This is a genomic window from Halobacterium zhouii (assembly GCF_021249405.1).
Lineage (GTDB): Archaea > Halobacteriota > Halobacteria > Halobacteriales > Halobacteriaceae > Halobacterium > Halobacterium zhouii.
On record NZ_CP089593.1, the window covers coordinates 704,946 to 724,134 of the forward strand.

20 protein-coding genes are annotated in these 19,189 nt (G+C 64.9%); 10 read left to right on the forward strand and 10 right to left on the reverse strand.

Going from position 1 to position 19,189, the window contains the following annotated elements; all coding sequences use genetic code 11:
• Nucleotides 1-50: 50 nt before the first annotated feature.
• Nucleotides 51-380: a 2Fe-2S iron-sulfur cluster-binding protein gene (locus LT970_RS03590; RefSeq protein WP_232687734.1), complete on the forward strand. Its 330-nt coding sequence runs from the start codon at nucleotides 51-53 to the stop codon at nucleotides 378-380.
• 102 nt (nucleotides 381-482) lie between these two features.
• Here LT970_RS03590 and LT970_RS03595 read toward each other — a convergent pair whose 3' ends face one another.
• Nucleotides 483-1,718, reverse strand: a complete 1,236-nt coding sequence (locus LT970_RS03595) for a mandelate racemase/muconate lactonizing enzyme family protein (RefSeq protein ID WP_232687746.1) — start codon at nucleotides 1,716-1,718, stop codon at nucleotides 483-485.
• A gap of 37 nt (nucleotides 1,719-1,755) precedes the next feature.
• A complete protein-coding gene (locus LT970_RS03600; protein ID WP_232687755.1) occupies nucleotides 1,756-2,670 on the reverse strand; it encodes a dihydrodipicolinate synthase family protein in 915 nt (304 codons plus the stop codon).
• 99 nt (nucleotides 2,671-2,769) lie between these two features.
• Here LT970_RS03600 and LT970_RS03605 point away from each other — a divergent pair, with 99 nt between their 5' ends.
• Entirely contained in the window at nucleotides 2,770-3,063 is a 294-nt protein-coding gene (locus LT970_RS03605; RefSeq protein ID WP_232687757.1) for a ubiquitin family protein, read from the forward strand.
• Between the two features lie 160 nt (nucleotides 3,064-3,223).
• Here LT970_RS03605 and LT970_RS03610 read toward each other — a convergent pair whose 3' ends face one another.
• Complete coding sequence (locus LT970_RS03610) at nucleotides 3,224-4,441, reverse strand: HAD family hydrolase (protein WP_232687761.1); 1,218 nt, start codon at nucleotides 4,439-4,441, stop codon at nucleotides 3,224-3,226.
• 130 nt (nucleotides 4,442-4,571) lie between these two features.
• Between LT970_RS03610 and gfcR the strand changes: the two genes are divergently transcribed.
• Together gfcR and LT970_RS03620 are read left to right on the forward strand one after the other, a co-directional pair.
• Nucleotides 4,572-5,207 carry a transcriptional regulator GfcR gene (gene gfcR / locus LT970_RS03615; protein WP_232687771.1) on the forward strand — a complete coding sequence of 212 codons (636 nt, stop codon included), beginning with the start codon at nucleotides 4,572-4,574 and terminating at the stop codon, nucleotides 5,205-5,207.
• Nucleotides 5,208-5,279: 72 nt separating this feature from the next.
• Nucleotides 5,280-5,687 carry a glutaredoxin family protein gene (locus LT970_RS03620; protein ID WP_232687773.1) on the forward strand — a complete coding sequence of 136 codons (408 nt, stop codon included), beginning with the start codon at nucleotides 5,280-5,282 and terminating at the stop codon, nucleotides 5,685-5,687.
• Between the two features lie 248 nt (nucleotides 5,688-5,935).
• Here LT970_RS03620 and LT970_RS03625 read toward each other — a convergent pair whose 3' ends face one another.
• Both LT970_RS03625 and LT970_RS03630 read right to left on the reverse strand, forming a co-directional pair.
• Nucleotides 5,936-6,907: a phosphoadenosine phosphosulfate reductase family protein gene (locus LT970_RS03625; protein ID WP_232687779.1), complete on the reverse strand. Its 972-nt coding sequence runs from the start codon at nucleotides 6,905-6,907 to the stop codon at nucleotides 5,936-5,938.
• A 48-nt stretch (nucleotides 6,908-6,955) separates the two neighbouring features.
• Nucleotides 6,956-7,960, reverse strand: a complete 1,005-nt coding sequence (locus LT970_RS03630) for a phosphate signaling complex PhoU family protein (protein WP_232687794.1) — start codon at nucleotides 7,958-7,960, stop codon at nucleotides 6,956-6,958.
• A gap of 214 nt (nucleotides 7,961-8,174) precedes the next feature.
• Here LT970_RS03630 and LT970_RS03635 point away from each other — a divergent pair, with 214 nt between their 5' ends.
• Genes LT970_RS03635 through phoU form a run of 5 tightly spaced genes read left to right on the forward strand, consistent with a single transcriptional unit; the run spans nucleotide 8,175 to nucleotide 13,467 of the window.
• Entirely contained in the window at nucleotides 8,175-9,206 is a 1,032-nt protein-coding gene (locus LT970_RS03635) for a PstS family phosphate ABC transporter substrate-binding protein (RefSeq protein ID WP_232687796.1), read from the forward strand.
• Between the two features lie 54 nt (nucleotides 9,207-9,260).
• Nucleotides 9,261-10,271, forward strand: a complete 1,011-nt coding sequence (gene pstC / locus LT970_RS03640) for a phosphate ABC transporter permease subunit PstC (protein WP_232687804.1) — start codon at nucleotides 9,261-9,263, stop codon at nucleotides 10,269-10,271.
• Complete coding sequence (pstA, locus tag LT970_RS03645) at nucleotides 10,272-11,915, forward strand: phosphate ABC transporter permease PstA (protein ID WP_232687821.1); 1,644 nt, start codon at nucleotides 10,272-10,274, stop codon at nucleotides 11,913-11,915.
• 11 nt (nucleotides 11,916-11,926) lie between these two features.
• Nucleotides 11,927-12,781, forward strand: a complete 855-nt coding sequence (gene pstB, locus LT970_RS03650; protein ID WP_432419610.1) for a phosphate ABC transporter ATP-binding protein PstB — start codon at nucleotides 11,927-11,929, stop codon at nucleotides 12,779-12,781.
• A gap of 5 nt (nucleotides 12,782-12,786) precedes the next feature.
• Complete coding sequence (phoU, locus tag LT970_RS03655; RefSeq protein WP_232687834.1) at nucleotides 12,787-13,467, forward strand: phosphate signaling complex protein PhoU; 681 nt, start codon at nucleotides 12,787-12,789, stop codon at nucleotides 13,465-13,467.
• A gap of 538 nt (nucleotides 13,468-14,005) precedes the next feature.
• Here phoU and LT970_RS03660 read toward each other — a convergent pair.
• From LT970_RS03660 to coaBC, 4 genes are all read right to left on the reverse strand, one after another.
• Nucleotides 14,006-14,833, reverse strand: coding sequence for an aldo/keto reductase (locus LT970_RS03660; RefSeq protein WP_232687843.1), 828 nt, complete (start codon nucleotides 14,831-14,833; stop codon nucleotides 14,006-14,008).
• Nucleotides 14,834-14,900: 67 nt separating this feature from the next.
• On the reverse strand, nucleotides 14,901-15,068 hold the full coding sequence (locus LT970_RS03665) for a hypothetical protein (RefSeq protein WP_232687845.1): 168 nt from the start codon (nucleotides 15,066-15,068) through the stop codon (nucleotides 14,901-14,903).
• Between the two features lie 41 nt (nucleotides 15,069-15,109).
• A complete protein-coding gene (locus tag LT970_RS03670; RefSeq protein WP_232687850.1) occupies nucleotides 15,110-16,342 on the reverse strand; it encodes a digeranylgeranylglycerophospholipid reductase in 1,233 nt (410 codons plus the stop codon).
• A gap of 232 nt (nucleotides 16,343-16,574) precedes the next feature.
• Entirely contained in the window at nucleotides 16,575-17,732 is a 1,158-nt protein-coding gene (gene coaBC / locus LT970_RS03675) for a bifunctional phosphopantothenoylcysteine decarboxylase/phosphopantothenate--cysteine ligase CoaBC (protein ID WP_232687860.1), read from the reverse strand.
• Nucleotides 17,733-17,975: 243 nt separating this feature from the next.
• Here coaBC and LT970_RS03680 point away from each other — a divergent pair, with 243 nt between their 5' ends.
• A complete protein-coding gene (locus tag LT970_RS03680) occupies nucleotides 17,976-18,572 on the forward strand; it encodes an SRPBCC family protein (RefSeq protein ID WP_232687861.1) in 597 nt (198 codons plus the stop codon).
• 9 nt (nucleotides 18,573-18,581) lie between these two features.
• On the opposite strand, the gene LT970_RS03685 is transcribed toward LT970_RS03680, so the two are convergent.
• Nucleotides 18,582-19,130 carry a plastocyanin/azurin family copper-binding protein gene (locus LT970_RS03685; protein WP_232687872.1) on the reverse strand — a complete coding sequence of 183 codons (549 nt, stop codon included), beginning with the start codon at nucleotides 19,128-19,130 and terminating at the stop codon, nucleotides 18,582-18,584.
• Between the last annotated feature and the right edge of the window lie 59 nt (nucleotides 19,131-19,189).

The following is a 19,189-nucleotide window of genomic DNA, read 5'->3' on the forward strand; positions in this document are numbered from 1 at the left end:
AGGACAGCCCTGAATAAAGAGTTTTACCGGCAGTCCGCGAAGGCCCGACAATGACCGAATACACAGTGGAGTTCCTCGGCACCGGCGAGGAGATCGAGGTCTCCGACACCGAGACCATCCTGAAGGCGTGTCTCCGGGAGGGCATCGCCCAGGAGTATTCCTGCCGCGTCGGTATGTGTCTCGCGTGCTCCGCGAAGATCGAGGTCGGCGAAGTGGTCCAGCCCGCTGCTCGCGCCCTCACTGACGAGGAGGCCGAGGAGTACGCCCTGACCTGCATGGCCCGCCCGCAGTCGGATCTGAAACTCGACCGCGGAAAGTACCCGCCGAGCATCGAACAGGACGCCGCCAGCCCCGACGCCGCGACCGCCGACGACGACTGACCGCGATTTTCGGACTGCTTCTCGTCGAAGAAGCGATTTCGGACTGCTTCTCGTCGAAGAAGCGACTTCGGCCGGCGCCTCGTCGAAGACGCGATTTCCGGACTACGCCTCGTCGAAGAGTTCCTCGCCGTCGACCATGTGCTTCTCGACGGCGTCCATGTCGAGTGTGACACCGAGCCCTGGCTTCTCGGGCACCTCGATAGCGCCGTTCTGGATGACGTCCTCCTCGACCAGGTCGCTCCACCAGCCGAGTTCGTAGGAGTGGTACTCGACGGCGAGGCTGTTCGGGATGGCGGCACCGACGTGCGCGCTCGCCATGGTAGCCACCGGACTGGAGACGTTGTGCATCGCCACCGGAACGTAGTACTGGTTCGCCACGTCCGCTATCTTCCGGGTTTCGCGCATCCCGCCGACCTTCGGGAGGTCGGGTGCGACGATGTCAACGGCCTGGTTCTCGATGAGACGGCGCTCCTCGGTCACCCGGTACCGGTTCTCGCCCACCGCGATGGGCGTGGTCGTGGACTTCGTGACCTCCTCCTGGACCTCGAGATTCTCCGGGGGTACGGGGTCCTCGAGCCACCAGACGTCGTACTCCTCGAGTTCGGCGGCGAGGCGCTTCGCGCTCCCGCCGGAGAACGTCCAGTGGCAGTCGAAGGCGACGTCTGCGCGGTCCTTCACGCGCTCCGTGACCGCCTCCACGATGTCGACCTTGTGGCGTATCTCGCCCGGCCGGAGGTGGCGGTTCGCGCGGTCTTTCTCCAGCCCAGAGGGTACGTCGAGGTCGAACTTGAGCGCGTCGTAGCCGAGTTCTTCGACGACGCGCTCGGCCTCGTCCGCGCACGCCTCCGGGTCGGCTTCGTCGGCGGTGTGGCAGTCACAGTAGACGCGCACCTCGTCGCGGTACTTCCCGCCGAGGAGCTGGTACGCCGGCACGTCCAGGACCTTCCCGGCGAGGTCGTGGAGCGCGATCTCGATGCCGGAGATCGCGGTGACGGTGACGCCCTCGACGCTTCCCTCGCCGCTCATCTTTTGGACGAGGTGTTCGAACAGACGGTCGATGTCGAGGGGATTCTCGCCGACGAGGAATGGCCGCATGCGCTCGATCAGCTCCGGAACGCCGGCGCCCCAGTACGCCTCGCCGGTGCCGACGACGCCGGCGTCCGTGTAGACGCGGACGAGCGTCCACGGGAAGTTCCCGTCCACCATCGTCGTCTGCACGTCGGTGATCTCGAGGTCGCGGGGCGCGGGCCGGTCGGTGGTGACGCCCATCGTCTCGCCGGAGAGTTCCCGCATCGTGTACTCTGCGTTCGGGTCGTGGAGTTCGTCGTAGTTCTTCATTGTCTGTGTTCGGTGGGTGGCGTGTCGGTCTGTGCGCTCACAGCACGCCGAGCGCGTCGAGGTCGTCTTCGAGTGCGGTTCGCGTCTCGTCGTCCATCGTTCGCAGCGGCGAGCGTAGCGGCCCAGCGTCGAAGCCGCGCAGGGAGAGGGCGGTCTTCACGCCGGCCATGTAGGGGCCCTGCTTGAACGCGCGCCGTACGTCGTAGACCGTGCTCTGCAACTCGCGGGCGCGGGCCTCGTCACCGGCGTCGTACGCCTCGTAGAGGTCGGCGACGAGCTCGGGGAAGGCGTTCGCGACGGCCGATACCAGCCCCGTACAGCCGACCTCGAGACCGGGGAACAGAAGCGAATCCGAGCCCGCAAGAAACGTCAGTTCGGGGTTCGCGTCGATGGCCTGGCCGAGCCACGGCACGTCCTTCGAGGAGTCCTTCACGCCTGCGAGGTTTTCGATGGTCGCGAGTTCCGAGAGCGTCTCCAGTTTCAGCTTGTTCCCCGTCTTCGAGGGGATGTGGTAGACGTACACCGGGAGGTCGACGGCGGCACAGACGTCCTGGTAGTGCCCGACGGCGGCCTCGTGGTCGAGCGGGTAGTAGTACGGCGTGACGACGACGACGCCGTCCGCGCCGACCCGCTGGGCGTGCTGGGCGCGCGCGATGGTCTCTCGCGTGCTCGGCGCGCCGACGCCGGCGATGACGGGCACATCGCCGCCGACCTCTTCGACGACGGCGGTGACGACGCGGTCGCGTTCCTCGCCCGTGAGTAGCGGAAATTCGCCGTTCGTTCCGAGCGGGAAGACGGCGTCGGCTCCCCCCTCGACGACGAACCGCGCGTGCTCCGCGGTCGTTTCGACGTCTAGCGATTCGTCCTCGTGGAACGCCGTCACGGTCGGCGGGACCACGCCGTGGACGCCGAGCGGGTCGGCGTCGCCGGGTGCGGGCGCGTTGTCCGGCATGGGTGGAGTGACTTCGGCCCCCTGTATAAGCACCGGGGGAACTGGATCCTCTTTCGGTCCCGAGTAAACTTTTTGCACCTGGGGTAGAATGGAGTACGTATGGACGTCGAAGTAACGCTCACCGGCACGCTTGCTGCCCGCACCGGCACTCATCGCGCCCGCATCGGCGTTGCTGACGACGCGACGGTCGCAGACGTCGTAGACACACTCGCCACGAAGTTCGGTTCGCAGGTCCGCGCCGGAGTGCTCGAGGGGTCGCGTCTCCGCAGCGACATCGTCGCCGTCCGGGACGCCCCGAATCAGGAGTCGCCCTCCGCGGGGCGTCACGAACGCCTCTCGGCCGGGAGCGAAGTCCACGCCGGAGACAGCGTGCAGTTCCGTATCACGGGCTGACGAACGCGCTTTCCCCGACCAACTGCTGTTTTCCGCTACTGCCGTTCTTCGCCACCTCCTCGTCACCCCTGTTCTCCGCTCCCTCTCCGACACCGCTGTTCTTCCCGTTCGACGCTCCTTCCGCCAGCGACCAGTCGTCCGCTTCGGTCAGTTGCGTCGGTTAGTTGTCCAGTTCTGTCAGCCGATTCAGCGCCCACACAGTCCGCAGCACGTCGCCCGCCGCGCCGCGGTCGAACACCAGGTCGTCCGTGCCGCGGACGTGCTCCAGCACGCGGCCGGACGCGTGCTCGGGCGCCGCCGAGATGCCCGCGTCCGCCGACGCCACCCACTCCATGACGCGCAGGTCGCTCTTCGAATCGCCCATCACGAGTGCGAACGGGTCCTCGACGCCCAGCACGTCGAAGGCCGACTGTACGCCGACGACCTTGTTCAACTCCCGAGAGGCGATCTCCGCGGCGTCGCCCTCGTAGTACGCCACGTCCACGCGGTCCAGCACGTCGACCAGTTCGTCGGGAACGTCGACGCTGCCAGGCCGTTCCCCGGCGTCTTCCAGTACGCCCGCGATCTCGGGGTCGGCGTCGGCGTAGTACGCGCGCACCGCGTCGGCGTCCGCGTCCAGACAGTCCGCGAGCAACGCCAGGAGGTACCGGAGACCCGCGTCGATGAGTTCGACCGCGCGCTCGCTGCCCGTCTCGTAGTTCGGTTTGAGGGTCACGTTGAACTCGTTGCCCTGCAGGTGACAGCCACTGCGGACGTCCTCCGGGGCGTCCGGGAGCACCTTCGAGCGCACGCCGTCGAACACCGAGCGGACGTCCTCGTCTAACTCCTCGTAGAGGAGTCGCTTCGTGTCGGGGCCGTGGCCGGGTGTGAACACGCCGGTGCCGGCCTCGTAGACGATCGAGAGGCCGCCGGAGTAGACGAGTTCGTTGCCGAGGCCCTGGATGAGAAATCCTTTGACGTTCTCCAGGGTCTGGCCCGTGCAGATGACGATGGGGACGCCGGCGTCGTGGAACTCCGTCAGCAGGTGGAGCGTCTCGCGGGGGATCTCGTTGTCCGTCCCGCCGGCGGAGCGGAGCGTCTCGTCGACGTCGAGCACCAGCACGTTCACCGCCCGGCCGTAGTCCGCGTACAGGTCGAGCGCGCCGAACGCCTGTTCGCGGGTGGCGTGCGCGGCAACGTCCGCGTACGCGTCGCCCTCGGGGAACGCCGCACGGATGTCGTCTTTCAGTTCGGTGAGGTTGTCGCTGGCAGTCTCCCAGTGTTCGAGTGCGACGCGGGAGTCGACCGGTGGGAACAGGTTCACGAAGTCCTGCTGGGCGCGGAGTGTCTGTGTGTCGAACTCGTCGTACAGGGCGTACAGCCGGTCGTACCGCTCCATGGTGGTAGAGGTTGCTGGTCGTGCTTAAATCGTGGACACGCCGGCGACATTCTCGACGTGTGCGGTGCGCGTGTGACCCGCCGGCCCACTCGACGAAACGACCTTAAAACCGCGCCACAATCTCCCGCGTATGAAGAACGTCGACGACCTCATCGAGAGCGCGTCCGAACTCGCCGAGCGGGGACTCTCCCGCGGCGAAATTGCGGACGAACTGAACGTCTCCCGGGAGACCGCGAGCTGGCTCGTGGAACGCGCGAGCGGTCCTGCGCCGTCCGTCGAGAACGAACCCGAAGGTGGGCCCCAGGACGTGCACGTCGACTGGAGCAGTATCGGCGAGGCGGGCGCGCGCCTTTCGGCGATCGGCGTCGCGCTCGCGGACTCGCTGCGCGAACACAGCCACGACGTCGACCTGGTGGTCGGCGTCGAGAAGGCGGGCGTCCCGCTCGCCACCGCCGTCTCCCGGGAACTCGAGACCGACCTGGCGACGTACACGCCCCGCAAGCACCAGTGGGAGGAAGGCGACATCGAAGACCTCGGCGGGAGTTTCTCTCGGAACTTCGCGCAGGTCGAAGGCCGTGACTGCTTCATCGTCGACGACACCGTAACGTCCGGCACGACGATGCAGGAGACTGTCGAGGGTGTCCGCAACGACGGCGGGACGCCGGTCGCCTGCGGCGTGCTCGTCGACAAGCAGGGTCTCGAGGACGTCGACGACGTGCCCCTCGAGTCGCTGCTGCAGGTCATCCGAGTCGGCACGAGCGACTGACATCGAGGACGCGTCGACAGCCCGTGCAGTTGGCGGCGCAAGGCATTTCTCTGCGCTACCACTATCGTGCCTATGGCCTTCGACCCGATGGACTCGATGGAGCAGGACGCGGTGACCGACATCGTGGACGCCGCCATCGAGAACAACGACGTTGTTCTGTTCATGAAAGGGACCCCACAGATGCCACAGTGTGGCTACTCCCAGAAGGCACTCGACCTCGTCACGCAGTACCGGCCGAACGTTCACACCGTGGACGTCCTCCAGAGCATCGACGAGTTCCGCGTCGCCTTAGAGGACCACAGCGGATGGGAGACCACGCCCCAGACGTACGTCGAGGGCGAGTTCGTCGGCGGGAGCGACATCCTCGCGGAACTCGACGAGCGCGGCGAACTCGCGGACGAACTGAACGCCGAAGACGCGGACGCGGTGAGCGAGAACACAGCGGACGACGCGGACGACGCCGTGCAGTCGCCGTTCTAATCTGCGGTCGCTGTGCGGTGCAGAACTGCGGTAGCAGAACGCATTCGCCCGGCGAAGCCGGGCGATTCTGCCGCGCCGAAGGCGCGGGCCAAGGAGGGGGCGAAGTCGTCCGAGAGAGCTCCGCTCTCTCGTGATGACGAAAGGCCGCTCGCGGCCTTTCGAACCACCCCCGACGAAGGCTTTTTAGCGTAGCTTTTTGCCAGCGAACGAGGGCGCGCTAGCGCCCGAGTGAGCGCAGCAAAAAGGTACTACATATACCCGAGGTCACGCAGGCGCTCCATCAGGTCTTCTTTGTCCTGGGCGCGGCCCGCGCGCTCGGTGGTGTTCTCAAGGTCCTGGAGCCACGCTGGCTCGTCGTCGGCCTTCTCGGTGCTGACCTCCGACCCGAGGCTCCGGAAGCCCTTGAAGTACTTGGGGGAGACCGGGATGTCCTCGTGGGTGAGGTCGTTCGGCAAGTCCTCGTAGCTCTGCGGGACGTGGCCGTCGTCCGGATACTCGTCGACAGTCTCGGGGACGACGTAGTACCAGAAGGCGTCCCAGACGGCGGCTTCGTCGAACTGGAGAATCGGCTGGATGCGGTCGTGGGGCGGGTAGATGTCGGGGTCGTGGCGGGGGCTGAAGAACGTCTCGTCGGCACGCGCGTCCTGTTCGTCCCAGCGGATGCCGCTGAGGATACCGTCGACGTCGTGTTCCTCGAGTGCGTTGTTCAGTGCGACGGTCTTGAGGAGGTGGTTGCCGACGTAGGTGTCCAGCAGGAACGGGAACGTGTCCTCTTCGTACTCGAGGAGGTCGCGGACGTGGTGCTGGTTCTGTTCGTTCAGTTCGTCGATGGGGATGTCGTCGCCCGGCGTCAGACCGTGTTCGTCGACGTAGTCGCCGACGTCCGTGTTCTGGGCGTAGACGACGTCGAGGTCCCACTCGTCGGCCCACTTGTCGACGAAGTCGTGGAGTCCGTCGAAGTGCTGGAAGTGGTCGATGAAGATGGTCGGCGGCACCTCGAGGTCGAACTGTTCGGCGACCTCCTTGACGAAGTAGAGGGTGAGCGTCGAGTCCTTGCCGCCGGTCCACATGATGGCGGGGTTCTCGTACTCCTCGAGGCCCTTCCGGGTGACCTCGATGGCTTGCTCTAGCTTGTCCTGGAGCGTCGGGTAGTCCTCGGGGGATTGTCCGTCGCCCGCGTCGTAGTCGACATCGAGGTAGTCGGGGAACTCCTCGCTCATACCACGCTGATTGCCGTCGAAGTATAAAGGTGGTACGGAGACGAACAGTTATGGGCCGGGGGTCGGAGCGGCCTTCTGGAGGGCGGTTTCGGCGATGTTGCCGCCGTAGTCGGCGCTCCGCGAGAGCGAGTCGACGACGAGGCCGAGATGCTGGGCCTGCCGGGGTTCGAGGTCGCGCAGGAGGTCGTCGATCCGGCGGGTGTGTTCGTCGATGTCCCGGACCTGCGCGCGTGCTTCGTTCGCGAGGCGGGTCGCCTCGTCGGCGTCGTCCGTGAACAGCGCCTCCATGGCCGTCTCGATGACGTCGGCGGCGTCCGCCCGCAGGTCGCCGAGCGCGTCGATGACGTCCTCCGGGACGGTGTCGTCGAGTTCGAGCGTGATGCGACTGATCTTCGCGGCGTGGTCGGCGACGCGCTCGAGTTGCCGGGCGCTGGAGTGGTAGTCGAAGGCGACTTCGCGGCTCATGCCGATCTCCTGGGCGACCTTGGGGGAGCGGAGTGCCCCCCGGAAGATGCGGGAGACGACGTACCAGAGGCGGTCGACGTCGTCGTCGCGTTCGATGACGTCCTGGGCGACGTCGGCGTCGCGTTCGGAGAGGGCGTGCAGGGCGTCCTCGAGCATGGAGACGGAGATGAGGCGCATGCGCCGGACGGCGTTGTGGATAGAGAGCTCCGAGGAGTCCAGCAGGTCCTGGATGACGACGCGGTCGCTCGTCTCCTCGAGCACTTCGAGACCGACGAGTCCCTGTGTGGCGTTGCGGACGGTGCGGCGCTGGTCAGCGGTGATTCGGTCGGCTTCGAGGTCGAGCACGTCGAATCCGCTGACGTACATGGTCATCACGGCGCGCGTGAGTTCGTCACCGGTCATCCCGGAGATGTCGAGCGAGCCACGCTGGTCGTCGCCGCCGCTCACTGGCGTCAACAGGAGTGACCCGCTGTCGGGGTGGAAGCCGACCTCGTCGCCGGCTTCGACGTCGTGTTCGCGCGCCCAGTCCTTGGGGATGGAGACGGTGAACGTCGACCCACCCGTCACCTGGACCTTTCTGCGTTCCATACCTCCACTACGAGCACCTCACAATAAATTACCTTTGGTCTATATACTAACTGGCTCCTGGGAGCAGATTCTGGCCGTAACGGGCTCTTGTTGCGAATATTTCGACCATAACTCATTTACTACCTACATATTTGCCCCCGCCTCTTGCAGGATATTGAATGCTATATAGAAATAATAGCAGGGTATTTATCTCGGACTCGTTTTCGTTCAGTCGATGCCCGAACACTCCGAACGGTTCAGCAAGCAGACTCGGCGCGGATTTATCGCGGCAACGGGAGGCGCGAGCCTCGCCGCTCTGGCCGGTTGCACGAGCGGGCCCGGTGGAAACAGCGGAGAGACCCCTTCCAATGGTGACGACGGAGATGGGTCCACGACCCAGAAGACTCTCTCCGGGGACATCAACATCACCGGCTCGAGCACCGTCTACCCGCTTGCAGCCGCCGTCGCGGAGAAGTTTATGAAGAAACACCCCGAAGTCAACATCAGCGTAACGCCGACCGGGTCGGGTGGCGGGTTCTCGAATTACTTCTGTACGGGGAAGTCCGACTTCAACAACGCCTCTCGCCCCATCACGAAACAGGAAAAACAGCTCTGTCAGCAGAACGACGTCCAGTGGCACGAGATCACGGTCGCCACGGACGCGCTCACGGTCATCGTGAACAACCAGAACGACTGGGTCGACTGCATGACGCTGGACGAACTCGCCCAGATATGGAGTGCCGACGGAGCGAACAAGTGGTCCGACGTGAACTCCGAGTGGCCGGACAAGGAAATCAAGCGTTTCGGTGCGGCGGACACCTCGGGGACCTTCGACTACTTCAAGGAGGCGGTCCTCGGCGAGGAGATGAACCACACGAGTGAGTACCAGGCCACCGAGAAGGACAACCTCATCCTCCAGGGCGTCCAGCAGAACAAGTACGCAATCGGCTACTTCGGGTTCGCATACTACCAGGGCAACGAGAGCAAGGTCAAGGCGCTCGCCCTCAACGAGAGCGGGAGCTGCGTAAAACCGACGCTCCAGAACGCGAAAGCCGGGGAGTACCCACTTTCCCGCCCGCTCTTCACGTACCCCGCAAAAGAGTCGCTGAAAGAGGACCAAGTCGCCGAGTTCGCACGGTACTTCACCAAGCAGAGTGCGAACACCAAACTCGTCGCGGAGGAAATCGGGTACGTGCCCCAGACCCAGGAGGCGATGCAGGAGGAACTGTCGGCACTCAACGACTACATCGCGAAGGTCCAGGAGTAGTCGAGCCGTTTCGAGGTTTTTTAGAATGAGCTCTGCTATTCTGGTCTTGAGACGATGACCAGCGAGGGACAATCCCCCGATTTGAGTGGTGGCCGGGGGTTCCGAGCGGTGCGTGAATCAATGTACAAGTACGCCTTGCTGGGATGCGCCGTGCTGTCCGTCCTCACCACCGTGAGCATCATCGGCGTCCTCATCGTGGACGCCGCGCAGTTCTTCCAGGAGGTGCCGTTACTCCAGTTCCTGACGGGAACTCGATGGAGTCCGAACCTCCAGCCGGTCCAGTTCGGTATCCTGCCGCTCATACTGGGGACGCTCATGATCACCCTCGGCGCGGCGGTGATTGCGCTCCCACTTGGATTGCTGACCGCCATCTACCTGAGCGAGTACGCCACTCCAAGAGCCCGCTCGATACTCAAACCACTCTTGGAGATCCTCGCGGGCGTTCCCACGGTCGTCTACGGGTACTTCGCACTCGTCTACGTCACCCCGGCGCTCAACGCCTTCCTCAGTGGACTGAACGACATCCTGGGACTCGCACTCCCCCGCCTCGGCCTCTTCAATGGACTGTCCGCGTCCATCGTCGTCGGCATCATGATCATCCCGATGGTGTCCTCCATCAGTGAAGACGCGATGAGTGCTGTCCCCGACTCGCTCCGGCAGGCTGGATACGGCCTCGGCGCGACAAAATTCAACGTCTCGACGACAATCGTCGTCCCGGCGGCTATCTCCGGAATCACCTCGTCGTTCATCCTCGCCATCTCGCGTGCCATCGGCGAGACGATGGCCGTCACCCTCGCCGCAGGGACCAACCCGCCCGAATTCCCGCCCGTTCACACCATCTTCGGCCTCCCCTACTTCGCGCCAGGCGACCTGCTCGGCCTGTACGCGGACAGCATGGCCACGATGACGGTCGCGATGATCAACATCGCGGGTGGAGACATCTCCGGGGGGTCAATCGCGTACCAGTCACTGTTCGCCATCGGTATCACGCTGTTCACCATCACCCTGGCGATGAACGTCATCAGTAACCTCATCGCGGACCGGTACAGGGAGGTCTACGAGTAAATGTCCAACACGGAGTCACAGACGGAGTTCGGTGAAGTGAGTGAAATCAAAGGCGTCGTCTTCGAGTACGTCACGCTCGTGGCGTCGGTCGTCGGAATCCTCTCGCTTGGCGCCCTGCTCGCCTACGTCGCCTGGGATGCGTTCGGACTGGAGACCGCGAGCAACGGCTGGTACGCGACGTACGCCGCGACGCTCGTACTGCCGGTCGTCGGATTCATCGCGTATGCCAGGACTCGACCCGCGGTTGCCAAAGGAGCGTTCGAACTGTTGACGATGACGCTCGCGGGCATCATGGGAACGTTCGCGACAGTGATCGTCCTCTCAATAATCACGGGGCCCGAGATCTGGTTCGCGTACTTCCTGACGGTGATCGGTCCCGCCACTGCCGTCCTCGTGTACGGACAGTACGACAGGGAAGCGACGTGGGTCGGGCTGGTCGCGCTCGCTGTATTCGTCGTCGGCCCGGTTGTCGGGACACTTGCACTCCCGTGGCTCACCTCGCTTGGAGCGCTACTCGGCGACCCTGGGATTTACTTCCTCACGCTAGTCGTGCCCGCCGCCGGCTTGGTTGCGTTCCTCGCCAACGACCAGTACGGTACCGACCCCCGGACCGCAATCTTGGCGGGCCTCGCTCTTCTGGTGGCCGCGTTCGCGGGCGTTCCAGTCGTCGATGCGCTCCCCAGCGTGAGTCGGTCCGTCTGGCTGATAGTGTTGGTCACGTTCGGCATACCCGTCGGGGTAGCCGTCGCGAACGTCGCACTCAACCACCATCGCCGGCCCGCGTTCGCCCTCCCCGCCATCGTCGTCGGAGGATTCCTGCTCGGTGAGTTCGTCGTCGGCATCATCGATGCGACCGCTCCGTCCCCGTGGTTCGACTGGCAGTTCCTCACGAGTGGCCCGTCAGTCCTCTCCGCGGAGCAAGCCGGCCTCTATCCCGCCATCATCGGGTCTATCTTTCTGATCGTGCTCGTGAGCGTGTTCACGTTCGTCTTCGGATTCGGGACGGCAGTCTACTTGGAGGAGTACGCCCCGCAGTCCGGCCTGCTCGGGACCGTCACTCGAATCATCAACATCAACGTCTCGAACCTCGCTGGCGTCCCGTCAGTCGTCTACGGCCTCCTCGGTCTCGGCATCTTCGTGAACGTCCAAGCCGAACTGGGACCAATCGAGTACAGCGGATTCGGCGTCGGGACGGTGTTGACCGCGGCGCTCACGCTCTCGCTGCTCATCCTCCCGATCGTCGTCATCTCCGCCCAGGAAGCCCTCCGATCCGTCCCGGAATCCATGCGGAAGGCGTCCTACGGGATGGGCGCGACGCGCTGGCAAACGACGCGGAACGTCGTGCTTCCAAGAGCGCTCCCGGGAACGCTGACCGGAACCATCATCGCGCTCGGACGCGCTATCGGCGAGACCGCACCGCTCATCATGATCGGTGCTGCGACGACGAAGTTCACGCCCCCAGATGGACTGTTCAGCATGCTGACCGCGATGCCGATGCAGATCTACGCGTGGGCGTTCCAGCCCGACGAAGCGTTCCGGCACGGGGTCGTCGCCGCGGGCGTCGTCACACTTCTCATCGTCCTCGTGACGATGAACTCGGTCGCAATACTTCTACGGAACAAATACCAACAGGAGAGCAACTAATGGCAGACCACATGAACAGCGATACGGCGAACGAACAGGACGGGTCGCTCATCGAGACCGACCCCGGCGGCGGTGGCCTTGCGGAGAACGCCGACCGCGGGGCGGTCAAGAACGTCCCGACGGTTATTGAGGCACGTAACATCAACGTGTACTACGGGGAGACACAGGCTCTCGATGACGTCTCCCTGAAGATTCCGGAGAAGAACGTCACGGCGATGATCGGTCCGTCTGGGTGTGGGAAGTCGACGTTCCTTCGGTGCATCAATCGAATGAACGACCTCATCGAATCCGCTCGCGTGGAGGGTGAACTGCTCTTCGAGGGCAAGAACGTCTACGACGAGGACGTCGACTCCGTCGCGCTCCGTCGCCGCATCGGGATGGTGTTTCAGCACCCGAACCCGTTCCCGAAGAGCATCTACGACAACGTCGCGTACGGCCTCCGCATCCAGGAGAAGACCGAGAACCTGGACGAGAAAGTAGAAGAGGCGTTGCGTCGCGCCGCGCTCTGGGACGAGGTCAGTGACCGGCTCGACCGAAACGCACTCGACCTCTCCGGCGGCCAACAACAGCGCCTCTGTATCGCGCGCGCCATCGCCGTCGACCCGGACGTCCTCCTGATGGACGAGCCCGCGTCCGCGCTCGATCCGATTGCGACTTCACAGATCGAGGACCTCATCGAGGAGCTCGCGGAGGACTACACGGTCGTCATCGTTACGCACAACATGCAGCAGGCCGCCCGCATCAGCGACCGAACCGCCGTCTTCCTGACGGGCGGGGAACTTGTCGAGTACGGCGACACTGACCAGATCTTCGAGAACCCCGAGAGCCAGCGCGTCGAAGATTACATTACGGGCAAGTTCGGGTAATCAGTATGGCACGAGAGAGCTACCAGGAGAAGCTGGAATCTCTCCAGGGCGACGTCCTCTACATGAGCGAGGTCGTCACGGACCGCCTCCAGCTCGCGCTCGAAGCGATGGAACAGAAAGACGACGACACCGCCTGGGACGTCATCGAGGGCGACGACGAGATCAACGAACTCTACCTCGACCTCGAACAGGACTGCATCGACCTGCTCGCGCTCCAGCAGCCGGTCGCCGGCGACCTCCGACTCATCGCGTCCTCGTTCAAGATCCTCACGGACCTCGAACGCGTCGCCGACCTCGCCGCGAACCTCGCCGAGTACACACTCGACGCCGAACGCGACATGTTCCCCGAGGTCGACATCCAGGCCATCGGTGACACCACCATCGAGATGATATCGGACGCGATGGACGCGTACGCGAACGCGGACGTCGACGCCTGCTTCGAGATCGCGGGCCGCGACGACGACCTCGACGACCGCTGTCACCGCGCCTCCACGGCCGTCATGCGCGACCTCATCGAAACCGAAGTCGAGGACGACACCAGCGAAGCCGAGGTCGAGGCGCTCATGCAGGACGTCTCCCGCCTCCTCCTCACCATCCGGGACCTCGAACGCATCGGCGACCACGCCGTCAACATCTGCGCGCGAACCCTCTACATGGTCGAGAACGACGACGAACTGATCTACTGACGCACGTTTTGCGCTGCGCTCGCGGCGCAGAGCGCCGCTCGTCTGCTCACGGCGGCGAAGCCGCCGTTCGCATGGTTAGCGGGACCGAAGGTCCCGCTCAACTCGGCAAAACCTGCACTAAGAGCACTCCTCCTTCAGTTCGTTCGCTACGCTCACTCTCCTCAGTCGTCGGCCCGCGAGCCTCCGGCTCGCGGTGAATCGCCTCCTTCGGGCTCTTCGAGCCGTCCTCAGAACGCTTCGCGTTCTGATGGGCTGCACAAGAGCTTCGCTCTTGTGAACGCTCAGTCAGCGAATGCCAGCAGTTACCGGCTGGGTCGACTGCCGACACCTACCAGTGGCGTACATTCAAATAGGGGGACGGAACCAACCCGGGGCGTGACGTGAGATTCGTCCGGCGCGCCAGGAATTGGCACGGTGGCACAGCGCGCCGGAGCGGCCTGCCGCCTGCAAGCCCTACCTGCACTGTTTAGTCGGTCGGCGGTCCGAAGGGTCACCCCATTCGCGCTCGGGGAACGCCACTGCACGGCCGTCTCCTATACTAGTTCCAGGGGCCGAAACTCGGGTCGACCTGGCGTTCGCGGCGCGAAATGCCGTCTATCTTCTCCACGTCCTCGTCGTCGAGTTCGACGCCGAGACTCTCCCAGTTGTCCCGGATGTGCTCCTCGCCCGTCGCCTTCGGAATCGCGGTGACGCCCTTCTCGCGGAGCCACGCCAGACTCACCTGGGCCTCACTCGCGTCGTGCTTGTCGGCGACGTCCTGAATCTCGGGGACGCCGAACACCTCGCCGCGCGCGAGCGGCGAGTAGCCCACGAGTTCGATGTCGTGCTCGTCGGTGTACTCCCGAAGTTTCTGCTGGGGGAGTAGCGGATGGCACTCCACCTGGTTCGCGAACACCGGGACGTCGAGGACCTCCTGGGCCTCGTCGAGGTGTCGCGGCTCGAAATTGCTCACGCCGATGCGCTCGACGAGTCCCTCGTCGTGCAGTTCCTGGAGTGCGGTCAGCGTCCCGGTCGCGTCGTACTCGCCCGACGGCCAGTGAACGTACAACAGGTCGAGGGCGTCCACGTCGAGGCGCTCGACGCTCGCGCGCCCGGTCTCGAGGACGTCGTCGTGCGCGAGGTTATCCTTCCAGACCTTCGTCGCCAGGAAGAGGTCCTCGCGGTCCACGTCCGCGTTCGCGATGCCGCGTCCGACGGCCTCCTCGTTGCCGTACGCCTGTGCGGTGTCGACGTGCCGGTACCCCATCTCCAGGGCGGTCTGCACGCTCTCCGTGCATTGCGCCGGTTCCTTGTTCTGCCACGTTCCGAGCCCCAGCATCGGCATGCCACTGGCGAGCGGCGCGCGTAGCTCCTCGTTCTGAGACATACTCGGTAGAACGACCGGCGCGAGGTTAGTGGTTTGGGCCGCGGCGAATCCCTTCCCTTGTGCGTCGCTACCAGTCGGGCGCGAAGTCGGGGTCGCCGAGGCGCTGGCGGCTCTTCCGAATGCCGGCCTTCACATCCTCGTAGGCGAGACTGTCGTGACAGACCTTCGTCGCCAGGAAGACGTCCTCGCCGGGCAACTTGCACGTGCCGAACCCGGGGGATGGGAGGACGGACATCTCACTCGCGTGCCACCGCTCGCCGAAAACAGTTTGTGGTGCTACTCGGCCAGGCGTTCTTTCGCGAAGCGAGCGAGCAGCGGCAGGTCGCCGACGTGGAACAGTTTGGCGAGCGCGCGCTTGCTCCCGACATTTGCCTTCGAGAGCATGTCCTCGCCCGCGCTGTTCAGGTCGCGCATCAGCGTGTCGTAGCGGTCGTTCGACGCGAGGTAGAGCAACTGGGTCATCGCGAGGCGGGTTCGGGCGTCCGGCGCGACGCGACTGTGCCAGAGGTCGTCGTAGATTGACATCTCCGAGGCCGACGTGTCGGGTTCGCTCGCCATCAGGCACCGGTCGGCGGTGATGGCGGCGGCGCGAGCGGACTCCATGCACTTCTGGATGCCCTCGCCCCAGAGCGGGTCGATGGTCGGCACCGTGTCGCCGATAGCCATGAAGTTGTCCGTGCTGAGACTCGCTGGCATCTGGATGTGGGCCGACCCACGATGTTGTTTGCCCTCGAGGCGTTCGGCGTTCTCGAAGCGCGGGTCGGTGTCCAGCCAGTGGTCGAGGTAGTCGTCGATGCTCATACTGTCGTCACCGAACTGGCGGAAACTCTCGTTCTTGATGTAACAGAGGCCGACCTTCGCGGTGTCTTCGCCCGTGTGGAAGATCCAGGAGTAACCACCGGGCGCGTACTCGTGGTCGAGGCGGAGCATCATCGCGTCACGGAGGTCCGCGTACCCCTCGTGGTCGACGTCGATGCCCTCCATCTCCCACTCGATGCCGATCGCCTGGTTCCCGCGTTTGAGATCGCAGACACCGAGTTTCTTCGCGAGCGGCGCAGCGGGCCCCGTCGCGTCCACGACGATGTCGCCGTACACCTCCTCGTTGCCGGCGTACTGCACGCCGACGATCTCGCCGTTCTCCGTAATTGGGTTGTTCACCCGCGCGCCGAACCGATACTCCGCGCCGTCGTCCCGGCTGTCCTTCACGAGGTAGCGCTTGAAGTCCGCGAATTCGAGGACTGCGCCGGGTTGGTTCTGTGTGAAGTAGTTGTTCGGGGACTCGAGGACGACCTCGTCGGTGTAGTTCATCACTACGTCGTCGGGAATCCCGAACGCGCCCATCATCGACGCGAACGTGCCTGCAGTGGACTTGTTCGACTGCCGCGGGAACTCGTCCTCGGCTTCCGCCTCGAGGACGACGACTTCGTACCCTCGCTGGGCGAGGTCTCTCGCGCACTGTGCTCCGGCCGGTCCTGCACCGGCGACGACGACGTCGTAGTGGTCAGACATGGCGTACTTCCTCGCGTTCGGTGTCGCAGTGATGCGGCGTCAGCGGCGAGCACACAGTCAGCTGGTCGGCGCGCTCACCGGTTGGTCCGCCGCCGGTCGGCCCACGGAGTCGCGTTCCGATCCGTCCCGTGGTCATCGTTACCTGAAGCAAACCGGGACGGAGATAAAAAACACGCGGGAACGTTCCTGACGCCCGCGAGAGGGCGGAATCGATGAGGCAGGAGCTATAGCGCTAGTCGGAGAGCACGCCGGCGAGTTCGTCTGCGACCCGCAGACCGAGTCCTTGCTTGTCCCCAGCGTACTCGCTTGCACTATCTGTAGTGACGACGAGCGCTCGCGTCTCGTCCTCGCCCATCACGTCGGCGTCGTTCGCCACGACGAACGACATGTCGACGCGTTCGAGCAGTTCCCGCGCGGCCGCGACCATCTCGTCGTCGCTATCCGGCGTTTCGGCCTTGAACCCGACGACGGGGAGGTCGGGGAACGACTCCCGGACTTCGTCGACGAGTTTCGGCGTCGGTTCGAGCGAGAGGGTGAGGTCCTGTCCGGACCGGATCTTCTCCTCGCTCGGCTCCACGGTGTAATCACTGACGGCGGCCGCGGAGACGAGGGCGCTCGCGTCCTCGCAGGCCTCGAGCGTTGCTGCGAGCATGTCGGCAGCGGTCTCGACGCGCGTGGTCTCGGCGTAGGGGACGCTGGGTCCGTCGTGGACGAGCGTGACATCGGCGCCGCGCGCGTAGCACGCAGCAGCGACTGCTCGCCCGGTGCGGCCCGACGCGCGATTCGTGAGCACGCGAACCGGGTCGATGGGTTCGCTGGTCGCGCCGCTCGTCACGACCACGTGCTCGCCGTCGAGTGGGCGGTCGCCTGCGGCGCGCGCCGCCGCGAGCACGATGGCTTCCTCCGTGGCGATCTTGGCCTTCCCCTCCTCGACGCGCGGGTCGACGAAGTCGACGCCCCACGATTCGACGCGCTCGATGGCGTCCAGCACGCCGGGGTGGTCGTACATCGGTTCGTGCATCGCGGGCGCGACGACGACCGGCACGCCGGCGCCGAGCGCTGTCGTCGCGCACGTCGTCACGGGGGTGTCGTCGACGGCGGCGGCGACCTTCCCGACCGTGTTCGCGGTTGCCGGTGCGAGCAGGAGGACGTCCGCCCAGCCGTCGACGCCGCACAACTCGACGTGTTCGACTCCGCCGGTAATCTCGGTGACGACGGGGTTGTCCGTGGCGAACTCGACGGCCCACGGGTGTACAATCCCCTGGGCGCTCTCGGTCAGCACCGCTCGCACGTTCGCCCCGCGGCGGCGTAGCTCGTGGGCCAACTCCACGACTTTCACCGCCGCAATGCTACCCGAGACGCCGAGCGCGACGTTCACTCCTGAGAGCATTCGTCCACCTGTCGGACCGGACGCGACTTAAATCGCGGCGATAGACGCGGCTGCCAGGATGGCTGACAGGCGACCTCGGTGCTTCGACTCTCGAAGTCTCACGCCCGGCGTCGGTCGCACTCCCGCTGCGTGCCGGGCGGCGAACGTCACGTCACGCTGGGGTTTGGTCCCGTCCTCGTACAAGAGGGTTCATCCGACTGGTGGCCCCGATACCCCTTTCAGCGCGGCCTGCCAACCGTGTTCGTGGACTCCATCGAAGTCAGTACGGACGTCCGCGTACCGCCCGAGGACGCGTACGAGTTCCTCCTCGACTTCCCGGGGTACGCACAGTACTCGAAGCACCTCCAGGAGGTGCGTCTGTGCGGGCGCAGTGCTGACGACAGCGATAGCGCCGACGACAGCGCCGATAGCGATAGCGGTATTGACAGTGACGGTGGACTCGACGGGGACGGCGGACTCGACGGCGACGCTAACGCGACGTACGCGCTCACCTTCGCCTGGTGGAAACTCACGCACACGGTCCGCTCGCGGGTCACGTCCGTCGACCCCCCGAACGAGATACGGTGGGAGTTGCTCGGCGCGCTCGACGCGCGCGGCCGATGGGTCGTCGAACCGACGGACGAAGGGTCGCGGGTCTCACTCGTCGTGACCTACGACGCGGACAGCGCCGACGACGGCCTGCTGGACCTGCCGGTGCTGGTTTCGATGGACTGGGTCGTCGATAGAGCGGCGGACATCGCCGTCGAAGAGGGACGACGAGTTGTCGAGCGCGTCGTCGAAGATCTTGAGGGAGAACGCCGGCCGGTCGAACTCCGCGTCGAAGAGCGGTCTTCCGCGTAGCTGTGGGTGCTACTTCTCGCTGTAGTCGCCGCCGTACTTCATGAACACGTAGGAGATGCCGAGCACGGACGTCATCGACCCGAGGGCGGCGACGCTGGCCGTCTTCGCGCTGTCCGGGAGAATCGTCTCGTACCCCTCCTTCTTCGGCGGGTTGTCCGTCACTTTGACCGAGCCTGTCATCCCCATACTCTCGTGGGGGACACAGATGTACTCGTAGGTTCCCTTCTTCTCGAACGTGTGCTCGTACGTGGTTCCCGAGTCGACAATCTCCGGGTGCCCTTTCCAGGACGCGCCGTCCGGGGTCGACGTCGGTTTGACGTTGTGGCCGTTGCTCTTCCACACCCACTTCACCGTCGTCCCGGGTTTCACGTATGCCGTCTCCGGAGAGAACGTTGGGTTGCCGCCCGGCCCGACCTTGATGGTCTTCGTGCCGCTCCCGGACCCTCCGCCACCGCTCGCCGCCGCGGTCCCGGTCGCAGCGAACCCAGCGGTCGCCGCACCGACGCCCGCGCGCAGGAATCCTCGTCGGCTCACCGACTCGTCTGCATCCGAGTTCATAGTCGGACGTTGGGAGTCACGGCTACTGAATACTTTGGTTTGGATGGAGCTCCGTCCCG

What these genes read in the sequence shown, in the direction of transcription:
- LT970_RS03590 (WP_232687734.1), top strand. Translation starts at nt 51, where the DNA reads ATGACCGAATACACAGTGGAGTTCCTCGGCACCGGCGAGGAGATCGAG.
- LT970_RS03595 (WP_232687746.1), bottom strand. Translation starts at nt 1,718, where the DNA reads ATGAAGAACTACGACGAACTCCACGACCCGAACGCAGAGTACACGATG.
- LT970_RS03600 (WP_232687755.1), bottom strand. Translation starts at nt 2,670, where the DNA reads ATGCCGGACAACGCGCCCGCACCCGGCGACGCCGACCCGCTCGGCGTC.
- LT970_RS03605 (WP_232687757.1), top strand. Translation starts at nt 2,770, where the DNA reads ATGGACGTCGAAGTAACGCTCACCGGCACGCTTGCTGCCCGCACCGGC.
- LT970_RS03610 (WP_232687761.1), bottom strand. Translation starts at nt 4,441, where the DNA reads ATGGAGCGGTACGACCGGCTGTACGCCCTGTACGACGAGTTCGACACA.
- gfcR (WP_232687771.1), top strand. Translation starts at nt 4,572, where the DNA reads ATGAAGAACGTCGACGACCTCATCGAGAGCGCGTCCGAACTCGCCGAG.
- LT970_RS03620 (WP_232687773.1), top strand. Translation starts at nt 5,280, where the DNA reads ATGGCCTTCGACCCGATGGACTCGATGGAGCAGGACGCGGTGACCGAC.
- LT970_RS03625 (WP_232687779.1), bottom strand. Translation starts at nt 6,907, where the DNA reads ATGAGCGAGGAGTTCCCCGACTACCTCGATGTCGACTACGACGCGGGC.
- LT970_RS03630 (WP_232687794.1), bottom strand. Translation starts at nt 7,960, where the DNA reads ATGGAACGCAGAAAGGTCCAGGTGACGGGTGGGTCGACGTTCACCGTC.
- LT970_RS03635 (WP_232687796.1), top strand. Translation starts at nt 8,175, where the DNA reads ATGCCCGAACACTCCGAACGGTTCAGCAAGCAGACTCGGCGCGGATTT.
- pstC (WP_232687804.1), top strand. Translation starts at nt 9,261, where the DNA reads ATGACCAGCGAGGGACAATCCCCCGATTTGAGTGGTGGCCGGGGGTTC.
- pstA (WP_232687821.1), top strand. Translation starts at nt 10,272, where the DNA reads ATGTCCAACACGGAGTCACAGACGGAGTTCGGTGAAGTGAGTGAAATC.
- pstB (WP_432419610.1), top strand. Translation starts at nt 11,927, where the DNA reads ATGAACAGCGATACGGCGAACGAACAGGACGGGTCGCTCATCGAGACC.
- phoU (WP_232687834.1), top strand. Translation starts at nt 12,787, where the DNA reads ATGGCACGAGAGAGCTACCAGGAGAAGCTGGAATCTCTCCAGGGCGAC.
- LT970_RS03660 (WP_232687843.1), bottom strand. Translation starts at nt 14,833, where the DNA reads ATGTCTCAGAACGAGGAGCTACGCGCGCCGCTCGCCAGTGGCATGCCG.
- LT970_RS03665 (WP_232687845.1), bottom strand. Translation starts at nt 15,068, where the DNA reads ATGTCCGTCCTCCCATCCCCCGGGTTCGGCACGTGCAAGTTGCCCGGC.
- LT970_RS03670 (WP_232687850.1), bottom strand. Translation starts at nt 16,342, where the DNA reads ATGTCTGACCACTACGACGTCGTCGTCGCCGGTGCAGGACCGGCCGGA.
- coaBC (WP_232687860.1), bottom strand. Translation starts at nt 17,732, where the DNA reads ATGCTCTCAGGAGTGAACGTCGCGCTCGGCGTCTCGGGTAGCATTGCG.
- LT970_RS03685 (WP_232687872.1), bottom strand. Translation starts at nt 19,130, where the DNA reads ATGAACTCGGATGCAGACGAGTCGGTGAGCCGACGAGGATTCCTGCGC.